At 61.2% G+C, this 22,758-nt stretch carries 17 protein-coding genes; 9 read left to right on the forward strand and 8 right to left on the reverse strand.

Annotated features, from left to right (window positions below):
- Positions 1-8 precede the first annotated feature (8 nt).
- From rfbH to BMW89_RS04250, 3 genes are read left to right on the forward strand one after another with little or no spacing between them, the layout of a single operon-like run.
- Complete coding sequence (rfbH, locus tag BMW89_RS04240) at positions 9-1,367, forward strand: lipopolysaccharide biosynthesis protein RfbH (protein ID WP_092022959.1); 1,359 nt, start codon at positions 9-11, stop codon at positions 1,365-1,367.
- A gap of 15 nt (positions 1,368-1,382) precedes the next feature.
- Positions 1,383-3,140, forward strand: coding sequence for a thiamine pyrophosphate-binding protein (locus tag BMW89_RS04245; RefSeq protein WP_092022961.1), 1,758 nt, complete (start codon positions 1,383-1,385; stop codon positions 3,138-3,140).
- Positions 3,141-3,182: 42 nt separating this feature from the next.
- On the forward strand, positions 3,183-4,103 hold the full coding sequence (locus tag BMW89_RS04250; RefSeq protein WP_092022963.1) for an NAD-dependent epimerase/dehydratase family protein: 921 nt from the start codon (positions 3,183-3,185) through the stop codon (positions 4,101-4,103).
- Positions 4,104-4,106: 3 nt separating this feature from the next.
- On the opposite strand, the gene BMW89_RS04255 is transcribed toward BMW89_RS04250, so the two are convergent.
- Together BMW89_RS04255 and BMW89_RS04260 are read right to left on the reverse strand one after the other, a co-directional pair.
- Positions 4,107-5,069: a glycosyltransferase family 2 protein gene (locus tag BMW89_RS04255; protein WP_092022965.1), complete on the reverse strand. Its 963-nt coding sequence runs from the start codon at positions 5,067-5,069 to the stop codon at positions 4,107-4,109.
- 21 nt (positions 5,070-5,090) lie between these two features.
- A complete protein-coding gene (locus BMW89_RS04260) occupies positions 5,091-6,551 on the reverse strand; it encodes a DUF6056 family protein (protein WP_244547527.1) in 1,461 nt (486 codons plus the stop codon).
- 178 nt (positions 6,552-6,729) lie between these two features.
- Between BMW89_RS04260 and BMW89_RS38310 the strand changes: the two genes are divergently transcribed.
- On the forward strand, positions 6,730-7,017 hold the full coding sequence (locus tag BMW89_RS38310) for a hypothetical protein (RefSeq protein WP_244547510.1): 288 nt from the start codon (positions 6,730-6,732) through the stop codon (positions 7,015-7,017).
- A gap of 378 nt (positions 7,018-7,395) precedes the next feature.
- Here the strand turns inward: BMW89_RS38310 and BMW89_RS04275 are convergent, their stop codons facing one another.
- The 6 genes from BMW89_RS04275 to BMW89_RS04300 all read right to left on the reverse strand — a co-directional run bounded on the left by BMW89_RS04275 (position 7,396) and on the right by BMW89_RS04300 (position 15,773).
- Positions 7,396-8,106 carry a TylF/MycF/NovP-related O-methyltransferase gene (locus BMW89_RS04275; RefSeq protein ID WP_092022969.1) on the reverse strand — a complete coding sequence of 237 codons (711 nt, stop codon included), beginning with the start codon at positions 8,104-8,106 and terminating at the stop codon, positions 7,396-7,398.
- Positions 8,103-9,488, reverse strand: coding sequence for a DUF4910 domain-containing protein (locus tag BMW89_RS04280; RefSeq protein WP_210187555.1), 1,386 nt, complete (start codon positions 9,486-9,488; stop codon positions 8,103-8,105). The genes BMW89_RS04275 and BMW89_RS04280 overlap by 4 nt, the downstream gene beginning before the upstream one ends.
- Positions 9,478-10,944, reverse strand: a complete 1,467-nt coding sequence (locus BMW89_RS04285) for an SDR family NAD(P)-dependent oxidoreductase (RefSeq protein WP_143062709.1) — start codon at positions 10,942-10,944, stop codon at positions 9,478-9,480. Before BMW89_RS04285 ends, BMW89_RS04280 begins: the two co-directional genes overlap by 11 nt.
- Before the next feature lie 5 nt (positions 10,945-10,949).
- Positions 10,950-13,481, reverse strand: a complete 2,532-nt coding sequence (locus BMW89_RS04290; protein WP_092022973.1) for an HAD-IIIC family phosphatase — start codon at positions 13,479-13,481, stop codon at positions 10,950-10,952.
- A 131-nt stretch (positions 13,482-13,612) separates the two neighbouring features.
- On the reverse strand, positions 13,613-14,362 hold the full coding sequence (locus BMW89_RS04295; protein ID WP_092022975.1) for a glycosyltransferase family 2 protein: 750 nt from the start codon (positions 14,360-14,362) through the stop codon (positions 13,613-13,615).
- A gap of 10 nt (positions 14,363-14,372) precedes the next feature.
- Complete coding sequence (locus BMW89_RS04300; protein WP_092022977.1) at positions 14,373-15,773, reverse strand: capsular polysaccharide export protein, LipB/KpsS family; 1,401 nt, start codon at positions 15,771-15,773, stop codon at positions 14,373-14,375.
- 459 nt (positions 15,774-16,232) lie between these two features.
- On the opposite strand from BMW89_RS04300, the gene BMW89_RS04305 reads away from it, so the two are divergent.
- The 5 genes from BMW89_RS04305 (at position 16,233) to BMW89_RS04325 (ending at position 22,649) form a co-directional block, all read left to right on the forward strand.
- Complete coding sequence (locus BMW89_RS04305; protein WP_092023404.1) at positions 16,233-17,636, forward strand: surface carbohydrate biosynthesis protein; 1,404 nt, start codon at positions 16,233-16,235, stop codon at positions 17,634-17,636.
- A 3-nt stretch (positions 17,637-17,639) separates the two neighbouring features.
- The gene (locus BMW89_RS04310) at positions 17,640-19,145 is read left to right on the forward strand and encodes a lipopolysaccharide biosynthesis protein (RefSeq protein ID WP_092022979.1); all 1,506 of its coding nucleotides are present in this window, start codon (positions 17,640-17,642) and stop codon (positions 19,143-19,145) included.
- A gap of 170 nt (positions 19,146-19,315) precedes the next feature.
- Entirely contained in the window at positions 19,316-20,200 is an 885-nt protein-coding gene (locus tag BMW89_RS04315) for a hypothetical protein (protein ID WP_092022981.1), read from the forward strand.
- Between the two features lie 72 nt (positions 20,201-20,272).
- Complete coding sequence (locus BMW89_RS04320) at positions 20,273-21,133, forward strand: class I SAM-dependent methyltransferase (RefSeq protein WP_244547511.1); 861 nt, start codon at positions 20,273-20,275, stop codon at positions 21,131-21,133.
- 82 nt (positions 21,134-21,215) lie between these two features.
- Positions 21,216-22,649: a DUF6418 domain-containing protein gene (locus BMW89_RS04325; RefSeq protein WP_143062710.1), complete on the forward strand. Its 1,434-nt coding sequence runs from the start codon at positions 21,216-21,218 to the stop codon at positions 22,647-22,649.
- The last annotated feature ends 109 nt before the right edge of the window (positions 22,650-22,758 follow it).

The following is a 22,758-nucleotide window of genomic DNA, read 5'->3' on the forward strand; positions in this document are numbered from 1 at the left end:
TAAGTCTCATGAAATCGACGCCATCATCTGCTCGATCGGGTCAAAGAAGCCTTGAAGATATCAGAGCTTCGATCATGGAACTGGTGGATGAATACTCCGCCATCGCGCATGCGCCGAAGCAGTTCGTCGCCGGGCAATCGTCCGTGCCTGTATCAGGCCGAGTCTTCGATTCAAGCGACGTCAAATCGCTGGTTGATTCGGCGCTGGATTTCTGGCTGACCACAGGTCGCTTCAACGAGGAGTTCCAGCAGAAACTGGCGAAGCGAGTGGGTGCCCGATACGCCATGACGGTCAACTCGGGATCCTCGGCCAATCTCGTCGCCTTCTCGGCGCTGACCTCACCCTTGCTCCGGGACCGGCAGGTTCCGCCCGGAAGCGAGGTGATTACCGCGGCGACGGGGTTTCCGACGACGGTCAATCCAGCGATGACGCAGGGCATGGTTCCGGTGTTCGTCGATGTCGATATTCCGACCTACAACATCATTCCCGAGCTTGTGGAAGAGGCGATCACGCCGAACACGCGCGCGATCATGGTGGCGCACACGCTCGGTAACCCCTTCGATGTCGGCAAGATCGCCGATATCGCCAAACGGCACAAATTGTGGTTGATCGAAGATTGTTGCGACGCGCTCGGGGCGACGTATTCGGGGCGCCACGTCGGTACCTTCGGCGACATCGGCACGCTGAGTTTCTATCCCGCTCACCACATCACGATGGGTGAGGGCGGTGCAGTCTTCACCAGTCATCCGGGCTTACGTCGCGCCATGGAGACGTTTCGTGACTGGGGACGTGACTGCTATTGCGAACCGGGAAAGGACAACACCTGCCAGCGCCGTTTCGACTGGCAGCTCGGCGAGCTACCCCATGGATATGACCACAAGTATATCTACAGCCATCTCGGCTTCAATCTGAAGATTACCGACATGCAGGCGGCGGTCGGTGTTTCGCAGCTCGATCATCTCGAAGGTTTCATTGCCGCCCGGCGCAGAAACTTCGATCTGCTCAAGAGTGGACTGAAGCCCCTCGAAGAGTTTTTCATCTTGCCGGAGCCCACGCCCAACAGCGAGCCGTCCTGGTTCGGATTCGTGCTGACGGTTCGCGAGGGGGCGCCGTTCAAGCGTGACGCCATCGTACGGCATCTGAACGAACGTGGCATTGGGACGCGTCTGTTGTTCGGCGGCAATCTGGTTCGGCAACCTTATATGATCGGACGCAATTTTCGGGTTCACGGGTCGCTTGCCAACAGCGATACGATCATGAACCAGACCTTCTGGATCGGCGTCTATCCGGGGCTCGACGACGAGCACATCAGCTACGTCCTCAATGTGATGCGCGACTTCTGTGCCACCCGATCTCGTGGCGTCTAACGTGGGAATGACACGATGAATGGAGCACAATACATCGCGGAATTTCTCTCGCGGGTCGGCAGCGACCGGGTATTCCTTCTCACCGGCGGCGCCTGCGCATTCATGATCGATGCGGTCGCGCAGCATCAGGCGCTTCACTACACGTGCTTCCAGCATGAGCAGGGGGCTGCGATGGCTGCCGACGCACTGTGGCGTGTCAGTCGCAAGGTCGGCGTCACCATGGCGACGTCCGGCCCTGGGGCGACGAATCTCATCACCGGAATTGCCACGTCCCATTTCGATTCCATCCCCTCCCTGCACATCACCGGTCAGGTGAACCAGCGCGAGGGAAGCACGTTTCACGGCGCCAATGTGCGTCAGGCCGGTTTCCAGGAAACCAAGATCGCGGAGATCGTCCGGCCGGTCACGAAATATGCGGTCATGGTCAGAAGCGCCGCCGAGCTGCGCGAGGAACTGGCCAAGGCCTATGCGATCGCAACGTCAGGCCGGATGGGGCCCGTGCTGATCGACGTTCCCATGGACGTTCAGCAGGCTGAGGTCGAGGACGATATCCTGCTGCCTTCGAGGGAGCCCGTGGCAGCGCAGGAGCCGGCAAAGGTGCTCTCGGATCTGAAGCGGACGTTGGCTGAGGCAGAGCGCCCTGTGGTCCTCTGGGGGGCGGGAATTGGCCTTGCCGGCATCGAGTCGCAAGTTGCGGACTGGTTGCGCCAAAACGGCCTACCGTTCGTGTCGAGCTGGGCCGGCCTCAGCTACTTCGATCACGACCATCCTGGCTTCGTCGGCCAGATCGGAGTCTACGGAAATCGCGGTGCGAATTTCGTGTTGCAGAACGCGGATACCGTGCTGGTGTTCGGCAGCCGGCTGGATAACCGTCAGCGCTCCGGTAACGCCAAGCAGTTCGCGACAGGCGCCACCGTTCACGTCGTCGACGTCGACGTCGAGGAGCTGGCGAAATATGGTCACGACGGTTATCGCACCAGTGATCTCGACTTCGCCCGGCTGCCGGAAGTGTTGCGCGAACTCGATGCTCGGCCACTCAATGCGGAGTGGGGCGACTACGTCGCGGCGATGAAGCAACGCTATTACCACAAGGAAGTCAGCACCTCGGCTGCGCGATTGAACTCGCTGTCGCCTTACGATGTGATCCGTCGGGTCAACGAGATCGTCGCGGAGGACGCGATCGTCATCGGTGATACCGGCGCTGCGGTCTGCTGGCTCTATCAGGCGTTCAAGGTGAAACGGCATACCTTGTTCAATCCCGGCGGCAACTCGCCGATGGGCTATGCGCTGCCGGCAGCGATCGGGGCCAAGATCGACCGTCCGGACCGGCAGGTGATCTCCTACAACGGGGACGGCGGCTTTCATCTCAATATTCAGGAGCTCCAGACTGTTCGTCACAACAATCTGGATATCTCGATTATTGTGATGAACAATGGATCGTATGGGATCATCAAGCAATTCCAGGACAGCTACATGCAGGGCCGCTATAGCGCCTCACGTGATGGCCTGAGCTTTCCCGATTTCGGCGCGCTGGCTGCGGCCTATGGGCTGCGCTATGCGCGCATCGAACGTCTCGAGCAGATCGAGCCGGGGTTGTTCACTGGCGGACCGATCGTGATCGACGTGATGCTGAGCGAGCATACGCTGATCGAACCGAAGCTCGAGATGGGGCGCCCCATCAACGACCAATTTCCCTATCTCGGCGAGAGCGAATACGCCGAAGGTAACCGCTTCGTGGACTATCCTAGGCCGGATTCCCTGCGAATCGCATAGATCTCGCATGAAGTTACTATCCATGACATTGCCGGGATCGCGATGCGCATTTTCGTAACGGGAGCGACGGGTTTTCTGGGGTCTTACGTCGTAGCCGACCTGATCGAGCAGGGGCATGATGTTGCGGTGTTGCTGCGGTCCGGCGCCAACTCCTGGCGCCTCTCGGGCAAGTTGGACCAGCTTAGCGTGATCGGGGGAACGCTCGATGATCTTGCCGGGCTTGCGAATGGACTTCGTTCGTTCGGGCCGCATGCCGTGGTGCACATGGCCTGGCGCGGTGTCGGCAGCAGCGATCGAAACAACAAGGATCAGGCGCGAAACATCGTCGATGCCGTGGAACTGATCGACCTCGCCGCGGACGCGGGCGCGACGATCTTCGTCGGTGCGGGGTCTCAGGCTGAATATGGTCCTTATGATCGAGCGATCGTCGAGAGTGATCCGCCGAGGCCGACGACCCTCTACGGCATCGCCAAACTCGCGAGCTGTCTGATGGCCGAGCGGCGCTGCGCGGAACGCAAGCTGCGTTTTGCGTGGCTGCGCATATTTTCGATCTACGGCCCCAAGGACAACGATTCCTGGTTGATTCCAAGTATGATCAGGACGCTTCGCGCCAATGGGCATATGGCTCTGACGGGCTGCGAACAGCGCTGGGGCTTCCTTCACGCCCGAGACGCCGCGGCGGCCGTTCGGCTGGTCCTCGCAAATCCGGGCGCCGAGGGTGTCTACAATCTCGGCAGTCCGGAGGCGCCGCCGCTCCGCCACACGGTCGCTCAGTTGCGAGATCTCATCGGCACCGGAGATCTTGGCTTTGGCGAGGTGCCCTATCGGCCTGACCAGGTCATGGTCCTTGCCGCGGATGTGAAGCGGCTCGAAGGTCTGGGTTGGCGTCCCGCCGTCCAGCTTGAGCAAGGATTGCGCGAAACGGTTGCGTGGTCCAAGACTGCGGACGCGGGCGACAGGTGATCTCTAGCTGCGTGGTGTTCCGTCGAAATTGACCCGCTCCCGCTCAAACACCACGGGTTTCTCGCGGACCTGGCCGTAGATGGCCAGAATATATTCACCGATCATGCCCATGAAGAACAACTGGACGCCGCCGAAAAAGAACATCGCCACGATGAGTGTCAGGATACCAGGCTCAGCGAGGCGTTGATAGAGGACAAAGCCGAGCAGCAGGTTGATCACGGCATAGGCGATGCTCGCGAACGAGAGCGCGAAGCCCGCATAGAGTCCGATTCGCAGCGGTGCCGACGTGAAGGAGACCAATCCGTTGATGCCCTGATCGATCAGGGCCGCGGCGCGGTTTTTCGATAGCCCTTTCTTACGTGCGCGCCAGGTGTAGGGGACGCCCACCGCGCGACCGCCGCATTCGAAAGTCATCATCCGCATGAATGGGTAGCCGTCGCGCACCTGCCGCATCCGCTCGACCACCTCGCGGTCGACCAGCTGGAAGTCGCCGACGCCCGGAGGCACCTTGAGCTCGGAGAATCGGGTCAGCACGCTGTAGTAGGCACCGCGGAGCCCGCGCATCAGACGGTTTTCCTCGCGCACCGCGCGGATACCGTAGACGATCTCGTTGCCGGCCTCCCACAGCTCGACGAATTGAGGCAGCAGATCGGGCGGGTCCTGCATGTCCGCCGGCATGAACAGCAGAACAGCGTCGCCCGTGCTCGCCATCACCCCGTTATAGGTGTTGCGTAGCGGCCCGAAATTGCGTGCGTTGACGATGATCTTGACCGCTGGATCCTGCGTGGCGATCTCGCGCAGGATCTCCATGGTGCGGTCGTCGGAAGCGTTGTCGCAGAAAATATGCTCGCGCCGATAGCCCTTGAGCTCGCTATCGAAGATCTTCCGGATCGCTTCATAGCAATCCCGCACGTTAAGCTCTTCGTTGTAGCAGGGGGTGATCACGCTGATTGTTTTCACGGTCATGTCTCTGGAAAGGGCAAAGGGTCAGTGCGGCGCGTCGGCGGCGTAGATGGCGGACTTGTGATAATATCTGGCGATGCAGTCGTTCGGCAATCTGCCGGCGTCGGCCGTCACGTCGGAGGTCATCAGCAGGGACGGCGTCCATTTGTGCCTGGGAATGGTGAGAACCGGCTCGGGGCTCGTCGTCAGGAGGATGTGCCGTGCGATGCTTTCCTGCCAATACGGGGTGAGGTCCTGCCACTGCTTGCGCAGCAGCGACGCCGTCGAGCTGAGGCCGAGCGAGGCGATCATGAGAAGCCCAAGGCCCGTCGGCAGCGCGACCGGACCGATGAGGCCGCGGGCGCGGCTTGCCGAGACGCACTCGCGCAATTGCGCGCGGTAAGCGCGAACCAATAGCCTGACGCTCAGCATCAGTCCGAACAGCAGCAGGATCAGCGCCTCGTTCTGCGCTCTTTCGACGAGCCGAAATCCGGTCGCATATCGATGTGCGAAATATTCGAAATAGCAGCAGGCAAGGCAGACGGCGATGATGCCGAGCGCCAGCATCTTGCCGTTGGCGGATGCCGGCCTTGCCGGCTCCGGCTCGACCAGAGCGATGGCGCCTGCGGCGACGAGCGAGACGACGATCGCGGGTTCGCGGAAAAACAGGCCGAGCCCGATCAGCGAATCGCGGAAGCCGTTGAATAGCGACGGCAGGAGATGACCGGCATTCGGCAATTGCTCCATGCGCGTGCTGTTGCCGCTGGCCGATACCACGACGACAAAGCCGATGGCGACGGCGCCGGCGATCAGGCCGTGATGCGCGATCTGGCGCGGCTGACCAAGCTGGTGACGCGCGAGCAGGGATGCGGCGAGGATCAACAGCAGCCAGAAGCTGGTAAACTCATTGCACATGGCGGCAACCAGACCGCCCAGCGCCATGCCGATGGTGAGCGGCCAGGAAAATTCCGTTTCGGTGTCGAGCGCCCGCGTGCACTCGCCAAGGATCAGAATGGCGAGGAGCGCTGGTGGCACGTAGCAGGTCAGGCCCGCCAGCCAGTAGAGCAACTCGCGCAGGCTCGGCGCCGCGCTGACCACGGTGCTCGCAAACGCCAGCGTGAGGAAGGTCAATTGCGGCAAGCCGGCGCGCGGCCATGCGCGGACGATCGCGACAGCCGACCCGAGCAGGAACAGGCCCGCGCTTGCGGCCAGTGTTAACGAATAGGCCGACAGCAGGCTGATATTGGCGGCTGCAGAGATCGCCGGCGGAAGCTGGCTCAGGAACAAAGCCACGACCCGGCCCGATAGCGAGTGGTAGTCGATCGAAATGGTCTGGGCGAACCCGTGGCGCGCATACAGATCCGCGAAACAGAAATCGTCATGCTCGGGCGCGCTGAGCAACGTCAGTGTAAACAGGCAGAACAGAAAGATTGCCGGAAGCAGGCTGCACAGCGCCCAGGCGAGGTTTACTCGGCGATCGGCGAGGGGATGCGCCGCCAATGGCATAACACTTTGATTGTACACGCAAAGCCCCCTTCGACCTGGCCAGACTAGTGACAAGCGATCCAGGTCGCAATGTTGATTTCCGGCCGTTGCTGGTGGCCGTGCGGCGCCTGCCTGCGCCAGAGCTGCGAGCGTCGCGGGCTGTTAGAATTGCCGCCGTTTCAGCCAGGCGCGCGCCCCAATGGCCGAAGTACCAGGCCGATTTGAGCAGCGGCAGCTTCTCCACATTACGGTAGGTCTTCCAGACCCATTTGGCGGGCCTCTCGCGCCGCTGGCCACGCTCGTGCTCGCGTTCGGCAATCGCGCCTCCGCGGGGCTTCCGGCCCACTTCGTCCTGATGTCCGCCGGCTTGCTGCCGTACGTTTTACTCAACGTGCCGCTCTCGGTCGCCTTGCTGACCCACGGCACCGCCATCCTGTTCCTGCTCTGGTACGTGACGCCCTGCGGCCTGTTCGAAGTGAAGGCATGACGCCGTGCGTATCCTGATCCTCAACGCCGACTATCCGCGCTTTCTCGCCTGGCTTTACCGGCGGCAACGGACCTCGAGAACGAGCCCTACGCGGTGCAGATGGCGGCGCGCAACGCCAGCTTGTTCGGCGTCGCCGATTTCTACTCTCGCAATTTCGCCGGCCTCGGGCATGTCGCCGCCGACATCCATGTCAACAATCCCTGGATGCTGGCGGCCTAGCTGGAAAATGCGCCGACATGTGGTGTGGTCTTTTCGTGCTCACTCACATCAAATGGGAGCGCGTCCGATGGGTAGCGAGAATTCATCTGTCTGCAGTTGCCTTGGGAAGCAATTCGGAGGACGTCTCGAGTCAGGAGTTTGAAATGCTCTGATCCGACATTATCGCTTCCTCAAGACCAATGATGGCTGCCGGGCATGAGCCACGTGCTCCATCGTGTATTGCTGGGGATGGGCTTCGAGAAACTCGCGCGCTGCGACCGTCTCGCCCGGATAGGTCTGGTGGTTCCATTCGTCGAACACAAAAACGCCGCCCGCGCTCAGCCGGGGGTGCAGGCTTTCCAGAATGACCCGTGTCGATTCATAAAGGTCGGTATCACAATAGACGAAGGAAAACGAAAGACCGGTGTCCTTGTCGAGGAGCTCGGGAAGGGTTTTTTCGATATAGCCCTTGTGGATCGTGATGTCGTCCTGCAGGCGATAGAGCGCGATGAGCGCTTCCAGCTCGGCGAGATTGCCGGCATAGCGCCCGCGCTGGGCGGTGGCGTCGGAATCCGCGGCGCTGAACTGCGTGAGGCCTTCGAAGCTGTCGAAGGAGTGGACGGTTTTTGAGCCATGCGGATCGAAGATGCGCAACAGCTTCGTCATGAACATCAGATTGGCGCCTTTCCAGGAGCCGAATTCAGCAATGTGTCCCGGAATGTGGCCCACACTGCGCAGCAGGTCGGAGATCGCGATGAAACGGGCGAGGTTGCCGACGCCGCAATACAACGGCCAGTGATCGACGACGGACCATAGCTCCCGGGGCCCCAGTTCCTGCGATAGAGCCTTGCGCTCGGCAAGATAGATTGCATCCTCGGCGGCGAACTTCATGGCTTTCTCCAAGTGCTGTCGATCCACTGATGGGGCTGATCCGGATCCGGCACCCGCGGTCCCGGGCCATCGACCGCCGCCAGCAGACGATTTGAAACGAGCTTATCTACGATATCGAACAGGTCCCACATCGGCACTCCGATGATCTCGGCGATGCGCAGCAGGTCATTGGTGCCGTCGGCATAGGCCAGGACGTGCATCATGTTCCTGACATGATCGGCGCTGCCTTTCATCGAGATTGTCGGATAAAGGCCCCTTTTGCCGAGTTGCGGCTCGCCGAGGACGGTCGCGCGGTAGGTTCGGTTGGCCTCCAGGCAGGTAACGCAGCGCATCATGACCGAAAGCGTGCCTTGCAGGCCGGCCGGCGTCACCAGGCTGAGATCGTCGAGCGAGGAGTGATACTCTGGATAGGTGCCGTATTTCGAACGCATGATCGAGCATACGGGAAGGTCGATGCCCGGCGCGCAATACTGGCGCTCATCGCTGCCCCGGTCCAGGAACGTGTAGCTGCGGAAATCCGGCGCAATATGACGGAGCACATGACGGGCCACCCGGTCGGCGATCGTATTGCCGCGACGAGACGGCAGATAGGAATATGTGCGCTCGTCGCCGACGCATGTCAGGTTGAAGCCCGCCAAAACATTGGCCCGCAGGTGATCTGCGTTGCGGCTCAGATAGGCGATCGAGCCGATAGTTTCCGGGATGAAGACAAAGCGGTAACTGTAGCGCCGCGGCGCAGAGCAAAGCCATTTGGCGAGCCACGTCGCCACCATCGGCCCGGATAATTCGTTGTTGGCCATGGAAGGGTGGCAGACGTAGGTGGAGAAGAATATCTCCGCGGTCTCGGTCCCCGGCACGGCAAGTTCGCCATAGGTCAGATGGCCGGGCTCAAGCGTTGCGCCGATGACCGCGCGGTATTGGCCGGGCTCAAGCTGCTCTCGCAGACGGTGCGGCAGGCAGAATCCCCAATGCCTGCGGTAATAGGACGTCACATAGGGAATAGCGTCCGGCTGCTCGGGCAGCGAGTAGAGATGCGGCTGAAGCTCTTCCAGGCTGAGCGTGGCGTCGACGGGGATCGAATAGCCCACCACATGCAGATTGTGGTCGGCAAAATCGACGACGGTCTGGCCCTTCGGATCGATCAGGCGCGCCGAGCGGATGTTCCATTCGTCGGGAATCATCCAATCGAATACCTGAGTACCCGACGGAATCTCGGTGGTCGCGAGCCCTGGAAGATGCGCTCCGATGCGCTTGAGCGTTTCGCGCGTTCCCTCACCTGTGATGCTGCGGCAGATCGGGAACAGCTCACGTGCAAATGCATGCATCGCCTCGCCGGCGGCCTCTCCAGGCGCGGCAACCGTTGCGGTAGAATCAACTGCCATGCGCGCCTGCCGTCAGCCTTTGAGCACACATCGCCACGAGATCGTCGTAGCGATGGGTGGCCTCGATCTCGCTCGACTTGAAATGCAGGCCGAGCTGGGTCTCGATGGCCAGGATGATTTCGATGTGCTTGAGCGAATCCCATCCGGACGTCTGGTCGAGCCCGCCGCCACGCAGATCATGGTTGCCGGGCAGCCGCAGCACTGCGCGGACCAGCGGCGCTATCGCGTCCACAACCGCGGGCGAGGATGCCTGCGAGGGTGCCACAACCGGCGAAGGCGCGGGGGAACCCATTTTTTCCGGGGCGATGGCCCCGGAGTGCAAGCCGAATTTGCCGCGGGTGATCGAGCCCGGCTCGAGGAATACGGTATTTCCCGGTTGCTCGCGGGCACTGACCAGGTCAATCAGAGCATCGGCCACCTCGCCGGGCAGCAGCACGGGGGCAGAATCTGACCGATAGGCATCCGAGAAGCGGGTCGCGACATAACCGGGCGCAAGCGTATAGCCGCGAACGCCGAACGACGCGAACCGCCGCTCGATCCCGTCAACGAGGTTCATCGCCATCGCCTTGGCGCCGGAATAGGCTTCCCAATCCGGCGGTGACGCGCGGACCGCGGTCGAGCCCAACAGCACGATCGAGCCGTGCTGGCGCGCCAGCATTTTTGCAACGGCCGTGTCAGCAACTCGTTTCAGCGCCGAGAAATTTACCGCGACCAGTTGATCGGCGGAGGCCATCACGCCGGGTGAAGCCGTGTGAACGACAAGATCCAGATCGTCGGCCTGATCGAGCGCTGTCGACAGCGGCCCGAAATCATCGGGCTGGCTCAGATCGCACGCAACGAATTGTGCGTCGGCCCCGATCTGGTTCAGGGCTTCGACCAGCTTCTCGCGGCGTCGATCTGCGCCGCGGTCCTGCAGCAGCAGCCGCCAGCCATTCCGCGCCAACGTCAGCGCGATCGCGCCTCCGATTCCGCCGCTCGCCCCCGTGACGAGCGCCACGCCCTTCGCCGCATGGCGGATCAGGTCGGAGGGACCTGAGGCCCACGCTTCGCTTCTGGCCTGCACCTGCATCACGGCATCAAGCACGACCTCGGCGCCCCTAAGCGCCAGTACCCGCAAGCTCAGGATCCGGTGGCTCTGGTTGATCGAGACGATACGTGCGGAGTATCGCAGCGGCTCGCCATAGCGGATCGTCTTGATCGCCTTGACCTCGTGTCCGAGATAGAGCGAAGGCTCGCCGGGGAAGATCATCCCGGCAACCCTGGACAACGGCGCCAGCGTCAAATGCAGCGGCACAATCAGGGCGCCGTCGGCCGCATGCTCCGTTGCATAGGCCTGATCGCAATGCAGCGGATTGGTGTCCCCGCTGAGCTTCGAGAAAGCAGAAAAATCGTCTTGGGAGAATGTGCGGTCAAAGACGGCGTAATCACCGACGCGGAACTGGTCGAACGTCATCATGGAGGTCACCGCGTCGCCCGGGATGTCGCTGTGCCGGTGTTCCGCTCCAGGGCCTCATCTTCGTTGACGAGCAGCCAGTTTGGAATCGCGGGCGCCTGATCGCTCGCCCTGATCCATTCTCCGGAAGAAGCCTCCTGGAGAAAACCTGCATCCTTGAACACGGTGCGCACCGGGGTATTGCGCTCGGTCTCGATGATAAACCCGCCGAGCCCGTTCCAGCCCCGGCGAAGCGCGCGCGTGAGCGCCCAATGAAGAATGACCGGCTCCAGTCCTCGGCCGAGGATGCGGCAGGACAACAGCAGGTCGTCGACGACGCCCCAGCCCCGGCGCTCGGGGTGCGGTTTGAGGATGATCAAGCCGATGTTTTCGGCGGCGCTGTATTTGTCCTCCAGGCCGATGACGAGGACCTCGCCGCCGCCCGCGGCAATCGCCATCAGCTGCGACTTGTCGTAACGGCGGGTCGTCGTGTTGAACTGGTTGGTCTTTTGGCTGAGCTGGGCGGCGCGCGACATGTTGCCGCTGTCCAGCGGCTGGAAGTGCAGCGTCATTCCGAGGCTGGCGTAGAACTCCTCGAGATTGACGGCCTTGCGCCGTTGCTGCTCGATCGCGCTCCGCTTGCGGTAGCTGTCGGCACGCTTGAGATCCTCGGCCGTCACCGATACCGCATCCAGCCACGGACATTCTTCGAGCGCGCCGGTATAGCCGGCGGGATCATCCGGCAGTTCCAGAACCTTGACCGCCGGCAGATTGCGCCGCATCTGCTCGCGTTCGACCCGGTTGTCGTCGATCAAGAGCACCGACTCGAGGCCGAGGCTCAACTCCTCGCAGATTTCCTGGATGTTCTGCCATTTGGGCTGCCAGTTGATGCGATGGCTGGCGACGTCGGTCGTCCTGATCTCCATCGCGGGATGTTCGTCCAGCATCTTCAGCGCAAGATCGGTGTCATTCTTGCTGACGATTGCCAACGCGATGCCCCGGGCCGCCAATCGCTTCAATGCCCTCTGGAAGTCGACAAAAATATTGCCGGGATAGTCGCCGCCGAGATGCACGCCTTCCAGGCCGTCCTCGCCGAGCACACCGCCCCACAGCGTGTTGTCGAGATCAAGCGCGATCAGGCGTACGCTCTTGCCGATCGCCGCCAGGATCAATCCCGCGCACCGGCGCGCCAATCGCTGTGAGAACGGCTCCGAATACGGAAACCGGCCCATAAACCACAGTCGGCTGTCGGTCACCGGGCTTGTGGCGCGTGACGCCTCGCCGGCTACGTCCAGCCAGACCAGTTGATCGATGCCGGCGAGCATTCCGCCGAGTTCGTCATTGAGGCGTTCGACCATCGCGGGGAAGTGCGGCCCGTCAGAGCCAAGCGGATGGCTCACATGTGCGAAGCGAAAGACGATGGTCCATCCCTTGTGCCTTGCGACGTGCTGCTGGATCAGCTCGCCGTAGCTGGTGACCCGCTCCTTGAGCGCATCGGCGCTTATGGTCTCGATCGACGTGGAAGCCGCCAGATCCTCGAGACGATCGACGAAGATGGAAACGTCCGGTGAAAAGCGCACCAGATCCGACGCCGGGTTCAATATTTCTTGCGGAAGCTGCCCAAACGGAACGGTGTGATATTCGACCCGTCGCCCGGCCAGAAGCTCTCCGAGTTTTGCCTCGAGGGCGGACTGCAGGCGTTCCATGTTGGAATGTCCGAGGACCGCAACACGCAGCGGTGCGAGGGACGCCGCCTCTTTTCGCTTTGCGAGCCTGAACGCGATCTCTGGCGCATTCGTCACATGGGCGAGTACGTCCCTGCCGAGCTGTTCGTTGCAGACGGCGGCAAGGGCCGCGACTGTGGTCGCTTCGACCTTGCCGCGCCATAATTGTCGCGTCGCAATCGCGCCTTGCGAGCGCAAGGCTCCGACGGCCGGAGAAAAATCGTTCTCCGGGTCGATCTGAAGATCGCGGACGAACATACGCGCGACGACGGACTGCTCCGCGCGTCCCATCCGCACTTGTCCAGAGAAGTCCTTGAAGTAACGGTAGGGCACACCCGCGATTTCCTCGTAACGATGAAACTGGGTGCAGTACTTCCAGTCGCATCCGAGCATGACGAGGCTCGCGCCCTCGCGTTCGAAGAACTGGAAAAGGCTTCCTTCACCGAAGGTCGTCAGCGGATTCAACGAAGCCAGCCTGTCGGCCAGCGGTCCTGCCACGACGAAGGAGTAGATCGGATGCGGTGTCCGACGCGCCTCGGCGAGGCCGGTCAGGGCCCAATCGGCGAGAATTCCGACCTCAGACGCGCTGGATTGCAGATCGAAGGGCTTGCCGCCGCAGAAGCTGAAGGTGAATGCGGGCAGGGCAATAGTCCAGCCTTGCGCCACCAGTCCCTGCAGAGCGGCCAGAAAGTCCCAGCGGCTGACATCGCCGGGTGCAACGAGACCCGACAGAGACGAGTGAATAACCGCGAGACCGGGCTGGGAGGGCAGGACGGCACGCAGTGCGCCCAACAGCTCGGCCCGACTGGTTACCTCGGTCGTCTCATTCGATGCCATAGATTGGGAGTTCCGTTGCCTTCCAAACCGTAGAAGTTATTAGCACTTTTCTATATTTATGGAAGCCAACATAATTCGCGGAGCATCGGCATCGTTACGCAATAGGGAGCGGAACGGTCCCGGCGAAGGCGTCAGAATTGCCGCCGCCGGAGCCAAGCCCGCGTCGCCCAATGTGCGAACGACCAAGCGGATTTGGGCAGCGGAAGCTGCTCCACATTGCGGTAGATGTGCCAGACCCATCCCGCCGAGCGCAGGCGGCGGCTGGATACCGAAACGCCCCTGACGCGATAGCGGGCGAGATCTTCATTCAGTCCGTAAGCAACATGCCCGTTCTTGAGAATGCTGAGCCAGAGACAGAAATCGTCGTAGGGCTCGTTCTTCATCGCGATGTTGCCCGCGATGTCGCGGTCGACGAGCGCGGTCAATGTTGCGATCGAGGTGTTCTTGAGCAGTTGCTCGTAGGTCAGGGAAGCCGGCACCGTGATCAAGCGACCGGTCACCGATCCGGCCTCATCGATCCGGCGAAATGCCGTGTAACTCAGCGCGGCGCGATTTTTCCGCGCGAACTCGATCTGTCGTTCGAGCTTGGGCGGCAGCCACAGATCGTCGCTGTCGAGAAAAGCGAGGAAGCGTCCCTCGGCGCGCTCGATCGCGGCCTGGCGGGCGAGCGCCGGTCCGCCATTGCGGGGTTGACGGATCAGCTTGATGCGCGGATCGCTCGCCGCGTGGCGTTCCACCACAGACGCGGTTTGATCGCTCGAACAATCGTCGGCGATCAGGAGTTCCCAATCGCCCATGGTCTGGGCCCGCACGGACTCGATCGTCTCGCCGATCAGGCCGGCGACGTTCCACGACGGTGTGATGATGGATACGAGCGGCATGCCGGGGCCCTCAATCCGTCGCGCCGGTTTCGGCGATGGCGTGGGAAAGCTGCGCCGTGAAGACGTCAAGCTGTTGCGGATTGTCGATGTACAATTCGCCGGCGACCGATTTGCTCCACGCCGTCTCGAAGTAGGGAGCCGCCTCGGCCGGATCGAAGGACGGTGCACCAAGCGCTTCGCGCAGGCGTTGCGGAACATCCTTCAGGCGGTCGGTGGTGAAGACGAGCGGGCAGGTGCGATAAAAGGCGTCGCCCATCACCACCACCGGCTTGCCAAGCAGCACGGCCTCGGCGCCCGATTTGCTGTTGACCGAGACCACGGCATCGCATCGGCCGAGTACTGCATAATTGTTGGTTTGCGGCGGCAGCAGGACGAAATTGTCGAAGCGTCGCGCCAGCTCGAACAGGCGGTTGGACGAAATCGCTCCGATCTGGGCGGGATGCTCTTTCACCGCCAGCACGTGGGTATCCGGAATGGTCCGCAGCAGGAAATCGATGGTCGCGACCTGGTCGAGATATTCCGGCGAGCGCAGCGTCAGCGCCATGTCGGCCGGCACGTGAAGCGGATAATAGACGAAGGGGCGGTCCGGCATCGGACGATAGAGCTTCTTCAGCCGGGTCGCGTTGAGGGCCATCGTGGCGTGCACCCGCGCGTGGCGGAGGTTATGGCCAAACTCCTGGTGCTTGCCGAGTGCATACTGATCCCAGAGCTTTTCGACGAGGCGGCGGGAATTGCGTAGATTCGCCACCTTCTTGAACGCGGCGGAATATTGATGCCGGTCCTTTTGCGGAATCACGATGGCGCGCTGTTGAAGGGTTTCGTCGAGATAGGCCTGCACTTGCGGCGAGATATTCTCCGCCGGCGCGGACATCGTATCGGGGGCAGCGAAACTATCCGCCGTGTAATAGAGCCGGCCTCGGAAGAACGATGGCTCGATGAACCAGTTGCGGATGCCGCGTTTCTTCGCGGCGTAGAATGTCGCGATAACCGAGAGGAAGCCCCCGAGCTCCTGGACCACGACGGCCGGCCGTTGCTGCGTCGCCAATTGGTCGAGCAGGAATTCCATCCCGTTGCTGTAGATCATGAACCGGCGTCGCAGCGCGGCGGTATCGCGAATGCCGAAGGTGACGCGCTCGTGGCTGAACAGGAAATTGGTTCCGTCGAGGCCATAACTTGCGATGCGTGCCTCGAAGGCGCTCGGGTCGTCGACGGCCGCACCGGCCTTCATCCCGGTCCGGTACATATTGACAACCGGAATCCCTTGCGCCTGCGCCAGCTCCGCGCTGCGATCGTCGAACGCGAGCAACTGCACCTCGCGGCCCGCGCTGCGCAACCGCTGCGCCACCGGAATCCAGAATCGAGTCTGGTATTCCGCGAGCGTTGTGATCAGGATGGCTTTATCCGAAGGCATGCGTTCGAAAGCTGCTTTGGTGGATCACGAAATATGGAATGCGGCAGGAAGCCCGAGCGGCGGTGCGCTCGGATACCCGAGATGGGGGCAGCGGCCAATATCTCATGTCAACCGAGACTACAACCTCGACGGCGTACACCCGTTGCGCAACCGGCGCGATACGGGCTCGCACGGAGCGACGGCGAGGGCAACAACGATGTTTACGCAGGATAGGGGGAGAGCCTGGCGGTTCCCGAGCCCGGGCCAAGCCGTTGCCAGACCGAACTGCCGCGCGACGCCCGGTCTGTCCTGCACACAGCCGAAGGCATTATCAGGTGTCCTGAGGCATTTTCTATGCTAATGCCTGCTAGGCATATTCGAGTAACTCGTTGAAATCACGAGTGAAGGTCGAGTATGACGATCTCGATTCGTCGTCCTGTTATGTCGCCGGTCGATCATATGGATTGCTGAGGAACGTTGGTGCCCGACAAGCCGCACGTCTGCCTGATCGTTGACAATCCCCTTCGCGACCTCGAGGGGCTGGTATTGCTTGGCCGGCAACTCGCGGCCGCGAACGCCAGGGTCACTCTCGTGCCGATGTACGAGCAAGGATTTGATGTGCCACAGCTGCGGCCCGACCTCGTGCTGCTCAACTACACGCGGCCCAACAATGCCGATCTCATCAAGTCCTACAAGCGGGCCGGCATGATGGTCGGGGTTCTCGACACCGAAGGTATCGGCGGCAAGAATCCGGATCAGTTCGCCGGGATGGTGAAGAGCGTCGGCTGCACCGACCTCGTCGATCTCTATTGTGTCTGGGGGCGGGCGCAGCAGGCCGCATTCCAGCGACATGGCACCGTGCCTTCGAACGTTCTCCAGACGACTGGGTGTCCCCGCTATGATTTCTGCGCTGCGCCCTGGCGCTCGGCGCTGCCGAAGCCTTCGCTGGCGTCCGGCTATGTGCTCATCAACACCAATTTTCCGGTCGTCAATCCGCGCTTTTCGAAAGGTTCATCGGACGAGCAGGAAGCGATGGTACAGGCCGGGGTTTCCCCCGAGTTCGCGCGCCAGATTATTCTGGAAGCCGCAGATGCCTATCGCTCGGTGCTCGACATGTCCATCAAGCTTGCCAAGCATTTCACCGCCGTCCGGTTTGTGCTGCGCCCGCATCCGTTCGAGAATATCCGCTCGTATGATGCCTTCGCCGAACTGCCGAATGCGCAGGTGATTCAAGATGGTACCTCGCTCGAATGGCTCAGTGGCGCCCGCTTGCTGATCCACCAGAACTGCTCGACCGCGATCGAGGCGACGATGCTGAAAGTCGAGCCGTTGAGCATGGAGTGGTTCAACACGCCGGCGCTGCGCCTGGAGGCGGCGAGCAGGGTGAGCCGCAGTGCCGGTTCTGAAAACGATCTGATCGACATGGTGCAGCAGGGACTCGATGAACGGTTGCCGCCGGTCGCGCAGGAGATCGAGAACTTTCGCAACGAGATCATCGGCGACCTTTTCACCGCCGTCGATGGCGCGAGTTCGAGCCGCGTCACCAAGGCCATCCTCGACACCATCGCGGGCAACGGGCGCGGTCAAACGGCTGCGGCTGCCTTACCGCGGCCGTCCGCACGCGGTCTTGCCGCGACGGCCGTGCGGCGCGCCCTCGGCTACCGCGCAAGTTCGTCGCTTCGCCGTCGCTTCGGCTCGGCCGAGAACGAACGCCGGCGGCTTGGAAAAGCGTTCGGGACGGACGCGGTGAATTCGGTATTGCGTCGGCTCGACGCCGCATGCGCGGATGGCCGAAGATATGTGGCGCAACGCGTCATCGGCAGTTCGAAATGGGCGGCAAGAGCCGTCAGCGGTACCAGCCTGCAGCTTACGGAAGCGAACTGATCGGTGCTTCGACGATTCCTACACAATACCGCAATCTCGGCCGTCGCGTACGGCGTCGCCGGCGTGCTCGGTCTGCTTGCGGTTGGCGTGATTGCAAGGTCCTATGGCCTGACAGTGTTGGGTCTGATCGTCATCGTGCGTGCCTTTCTGCCGAGCGGATTTTTGGCATTGGTGGATTTGGGTGTCTCCGAAGTCACAACGCAGGCTGTCGCGCGGGGGCGGATCGGCGACTGGCCGGTAGCCAGTGAGAAGGTATCGCTGCTGACCGTTATCGCAGGCGTGGCCGGAACTGCCTCAGGGATCGCACTATGGGTCGCTGCGGCACCGCTCGCAGCGATCTTCAAGGTCGCTCCCGATCAAATCGAGATATTCATTACCATCCTTCGAGCTACCGCACTCGTGCTTCCGGTCACCTTTCTGGGTCTCGTCGTCGAAGGCGCGTTGAAGGGATTCGAGGAATATGGCTGGCTGCGTTTGACGGAAGTGGGCGGCAACTTGCTCTATGTCGCGTCGGTCTATATCGCGGTCTGGCGCGATGTTCCCTTTGAGTGGGTTGCGTACTCCTATCTGGCGATGATCGTTGCCAAATATCTGGTGCTCGCAGTTGTTATTTATTTGATGGCGCGCGTGACGCCGTTGCGGTTTAGCCGATGGCACACTGAGAGCCGCCAGGACGTATTTCACCGCTGCTGGCTGATGTTCAACAATCGGCTCGCAGGATCATTCCAGATGACGCTGGTGCCGCTCGCGATCGGCGCCCTATACAGCCCGGCCGAGGTCGGAACTTACGATCTGATCACGCGCCTGCCGCGGTTCCTGAAAGCCGTCATGTCGCCGCTTTACTCGGCGATTTTGCCGGTCTCGACCCGTATCGAAGACGATACACGACGGCTGCAAATCCTCGGGCGTAACGGCCTAGTCCTGCCCGCGGCTATCGTCATTCCGGTGCTCGTGGTGATCGGCCTGTTCTCAGACGAGATATTGACGGTATGGGTGGGCGCGCAGCACGCCGATCAGTGGCCATGGCTTGCGCTCTCGCTCTGCGTCCCGGCGGTCACCGTCACGCTAGGCGCCGGGCAAGCAACGTTGATGGTGAAGTCCGACTTCTTCCGCCTCAACAACCGATATCTTTATTTGCAGGTGCTTGCCCAATACGTCTTGACCGCACTTACCATTGCCTGGTTCCGCGAACGCGCGTTTATCCTGGGATGGGCCGTGTCCTATGTCGTGTTTGCCCCGCTTGTCGCGCAACAAATGCTTTCGTTCATGAACCTGCCGGGCTCGCTGTTCTGGGAGCAGGTAGGGCGGCAGATGCTCGTCGCGGTGATCCTCGCGGCAGCCGCTGCGGCCTACAGGATGTATTCAAGTACAGAGGGCCTGGTTGGGCTGGTGGTCGTTGGCGGCGTCGGCTGCATCGGCGCATGGATCCTGAGCATTACGTTGATTTTGTCGCGTCGGGATCGCGCGATGTTCGGCCAGTTTGCCCGGGCGATCAGCCATCGGCAATGATTTGCGGAAAATTGAGCTCTAGCCGCCGCGGGGTTCCGCGTCTGCTTTGCTCTTGACAGGAGGGGGTCTTGCCCGCGTTGGTTGATTTTGCCATAGGAATCCCGTCACTAGGGAACCCTCGGGACAGGTCGAACCAAGTGCTTTCGACCCTCAAAATTGGATGAAGTACGATGGGATTGATGTCCAGAGCTCTTTGGCACGTGAACCGTTCACCGCTGCGGTATGCGGTGAAAACCGGCGTGAGCGCATGGCACCGCAACGAGAAGCTGGAGCGGCGCCGCGCGGCGCAGGGCCTCGATGTGTCGACGGCGGAGCGCGCCAAGGCCGGCGAACTCAATCGCGACGGATACGCGGTTGTCACCGAATTGATGGATCCGTCGATCCAGCAGGAATTCGGCCAGGCCGGCCTGGTCAGGCTGAATGACATCGGAGCGGCGGAAGCCAACCAGACATCGACGTGGAAGAAGTTCTGGGTCCGCCTGCTGGATGCAGAGATGAAGGATGGCAAGCTCAGCGCCGATAATATCTTCGTTCGCTACGCAATGCAGCCCGCAGTCATCAATGTCGTCGCCACGGCATTGGGCGAGATCCCCTGGCTCGATTACGTCCTATTGTCCTACTCACGCCACACGGGCGAAGATCTTGCCTCCTCACAACTGTGGCATCGCGACCACGACGACGTCAGGGTGATCAAGCTATTCAGCTACCTCACCGACGTCGAGGACGACGGCGACGGGCCGTTCACCTTCCTCCCGCGTCAGTCGACCGATAAATTCGGCTATCCGATCATGAGCAGTCATTTTCCCGACGAGAAGGTGTTTCAAAAGGTCCCTCGCGGCGACGTCAAGGTAATGAAGGCGCCCCGCCTGACTTCGTTCATGGTCGACACGGCCAAGTGCCTGCACATGGGCAGCCGGATGGCGCCGGGGCACGGCCGGCTGTTATACACGGCGACGTTCCACGCCTTTCCGCGCATGTATCCGGGAGCCAAGACCCGACCGTTCTCCCCGACGCCGGATACGACGCCGCTGCAAAAGCTGATCATGGGCCTTTGACCGCGAGGCGATGCCGCGCGGTACCACCAACGGCAGTTGCCGAGAGGAAATTTCGTGAGATTTAGACCTGACGTGAAGCCCGCGTCGCGACTGGATTTGTCCAAGGCCTATACGATTGATCTGGTTCGCAGTCTTCGCCGGCTGGCATTCAAGAACGTGCGGCGCACCCATGAAGTGGTGGATACCGAATACAATGCCGGTGAGTGGAAGCGAATTCTCGGCGAACGCGCGTGGCTGCGTGCGAACACGCTGGAACAGTTTCTGATCGAAGAAAACGATGCGCCGCGCCTCGCGAAAGTGGACGGTCAAATCGTCCGGATAAGCACCAGGGACTATTATCGCTACCGGATTGGAGCTCTGTCCGAGTTGATATCCCGGCATGCCGGCGGCGCCCGTTCCTTGCTGGAGCTTGGTGCCGGTTTTGGCTATAACCTGTTCTCGTTGAGCCTCGATCCGCAGTGGAGCAGCTTGCGCGGTTTCGATATTGCGCCAAATGGTATCGAGGCCGGGCGGCAAATCGCGACGCGCTTCGACCTCAGCGACCGGGTCAGCTTCGACCGGATCGACCTTACTGACGCGGGCGATCCACGCTTCGAGCAATTGGCCGGGACCACTATCTTCACCTATTTCTGCATCGAGCAGATTCCCCATGCGGTCGAAGCGGTGGTGGAAAATATCATTCGCGCGAAGCCGGCCCGCGTCGTGAACATTGAACCGGCCGTAGACATGCTGAAGCTGTCCGATCCGAGAGATCTCACGAGCAGAGTCTACATCCAGTCGATGGACTATCAGACCCGTCTGTTCAAACTGCTCGATACGCTGGATAGCCGCGGCCGGATACGCATTCTGGCGCGTGAGCGGATGGCATTTGCTCCGACCCTGCACAATGATGGTCTGTTGTACGCGTGGGAGCCGCGCCAACAGTCGCAATAGCAGCCGTGTTCCGGGAGGCGGACTGCAAGCGGGCGCGGTTCCCGTCGGCAGCTGCCGGCCAAGGGTTGGGTGGGAAAACACCGTGACAGCCTCTTCGTTGATTGCTGATTCCCTTGCTCGCGACCTGTTGAGTGCGATCACAGCTGGTGTCTTGCTGGCAGGCATAGCCTGGATCGCGATCAAACGGCCGGCCCTCGCGATGCTCTACTTTTTTGTTTTCCTTTCGTTTGCCTGGCGGCTCGGGTCGGTAGTCTATATCGATCTGCTCGGTCCGCTGCCCTCCGAGCAACTGGAAAGGAATATTGGGCCGGGTATTTCCGCGGTCCCGCTTGCTCTCTCGCAGGGCATGGTGGTCGCGGCGCTATTGTTCTCGTTCCGCGGCAGGCGATTGCTGGCGCTGCGCGATACCTACCCGCCGCTACCGGCTCTGATTACCACGGGGCGCTTCAAGCTCTCCAACCTTGCATTTGGGGCAATCGCTCTTTTCGTGATCGCCCTGTGGATTGAGTTGTTCGTGAGAGGGCCGATCCCGTTATTCGCTGCGATGGAGCGTTTTGACTATTCGCGGCTGTATGGCGGCCCATTGCATCAACGGTTGATGGAATGGGGGCCGATGCTGGCGTTCCAGATCGGTGTATTTTTCGTTGCGCCGACACTGCATGACCAGCCTTTTGACCGGCGATTCGGCGCATTGTTCGCGAGCCTGTTGGTCTACCTGTTCTTGGTCGGCCACCGGTTTTCGTCGTTCTACGTTTACAGTTGTTTCTTCATCATTCCGATCGGCGCGGTATTGCTTGGCCGTGAGGCAAGTGGGCTACGCGCGCGCAGACTCTTCACCGGAACCGCTTTACGTAACTTCTGGATCGCCGGAATTGCGCTGCTTCTTCTGATCGTGGTTGCCGTCACCTACTCCTACACCGTCGTACGTAAATTCGAGGGAGGCCAACTCCTAAGCAAGTTGTCCCAGCGCATACTGGTCCAGCAGGGCGAAATGTGGTGGATGACGTACGAGCGCATATTCGTGCAAGGCCAATGGAACGGTGGTTTTGCGGCATACAAGCTGTTCGTGGAGCCATTCGAGCCGACCCGGAACTCGACCATGCAATTGCTCATGGAGCTGGGCTTGCCCCTTGAACGGGCTCATTTCATCCTGCGGGCAGGGTCGGCCTATACCGGCGGATGGCCGGAGGTCTGGTTCGAACTGGGTGGTCCCATCGGCGGGTTTGTCCTGGTCGCACTCTCCGCATTCCTGTTTTCAGAGTTCATGTTTCTGATAACGCGCTGCATCATTGAGGAGCGGTTCGCAACGTGCTTCTTTCTCACGCCGCTATTGTACGCGTTGTCGATCACCGTCGCTGCGGGAATGGTCAACTCATTTGTTCAGGTGACGCTCGTGATAAAGGCGGCAGCCGCGTTGGTGGTGCTGGTCGTGGAGAATAGGTGGCGATCCGGTCTAATTACGGCTCCGAGCACCGCGTCATCCCGCTCGCAGCCGAGGCCTCGGCGGGAGGCGTAGATTGGGGTATATTCTCCGCCGATCGCTATGGCAGCGCCGCCGAACCGGAGGGCGCAGTTAGCAGGCCGGCCACACACAATTCCAATCCGTCAGAAGAAGCTTTCGGTGT

It is taken from the genome of Bradyrhizobium sp. OK095, from assembly GCF_900109945.1.
Lineage (GTDB): Bacteria > Pseudomonadota > Alphaproteobacteria > Rhizobiales > Xanthobacteraceae > Bradyrhizobium.

Coding starts and splice junctions, on each gene's coding strand:
- rfbH (WP_092022959.1), top strand. CDS start 9: ATGAAATCGACGCCATCATCTGCTCGATCGGGTCAAAGAAGCCTTGAA.
- BMW89_RS04245 (WP_092022961.1), top strand. CDS start 1,383: ATGAATGGAGCACAATACATCGCGGAATTTCTCTCGCGGGTCGGCAGC.
- BMW89_RS04250 (WP_092022963.1), top strand. CDS start 3,183: ATGCGCATTTTCGTAACGGGAGCGACGGGTTTTCTGGGGTCTTACGTC.
- BMW89_RS04255 (WP_092022965.1), bottom strand. CDS start 5,069: ATGACCGTGAAAACAATCAGCGTGATCACCCCCTGCTACAACGAAGAG.
- BMW89_RS04260 (WP_244547527.1), bottom strand. CDS start 6,551: ATGCCATTGGCGGCGCATCCCCTCGCCGATCGCCGAGTAAACCTCGCC.
- BMW89_RS38310 (WP_244547510.1), top strand. CDS start 6,730: ATGGCCGAAGTACCAGGCCGATTTGAGCAGCGGCAGCTTCTCCACATT.
- BMW89_RS04275 (WP_092022969.1), bottom strand. CDS start 8,106: ATGAAGTTCGCCGCCGAGGATGCAATCTATCTTGCCGAGCGCAAGGCT.
- BMW89_RS04280 (WP_210187555.1), bottom strand. CDS start 9,488: ATGGCAGTTGATTCTACCGCAACGGTTGCCGCGCCTGGAGAGGCCGCC.
- BMW89_RS04285 (WP_143062709.1), bottom strand. CDS start 10,944: ATGATGACGTTCGACCAGTTCCGCGTCGGTGATTACGCCGTCTTTGAC.
- BMW89_RS04290 (WP_092022973.1), bottom strand. CDS start 13,481: ATGGCATCGAATGAGACGACCGAGGTAACCAGTCGGGCCGAGCTGTTG.
- BMW89_RS04295 (WP_092022975.1), bottom strand. CDS start 14,362: ATGCCGCTCGTATCCATCATCACACCGTCGTGGAACGTCGCCGGCCTG.
- BMW89_RS04300 (WP_092022977.1), bottom strand. CDS start 15,773: ATGCCTTCGGATAAAGCCATCCTGATCACAACGCTCGCGGAATACCAG.
- BMW89_RS04315 (WP_092022981.1), top strand. CDS start 19,316: ATGGGATTGATGTCCAGAGCTCTTTGGCACGTGAACCGTTCACCGCTG.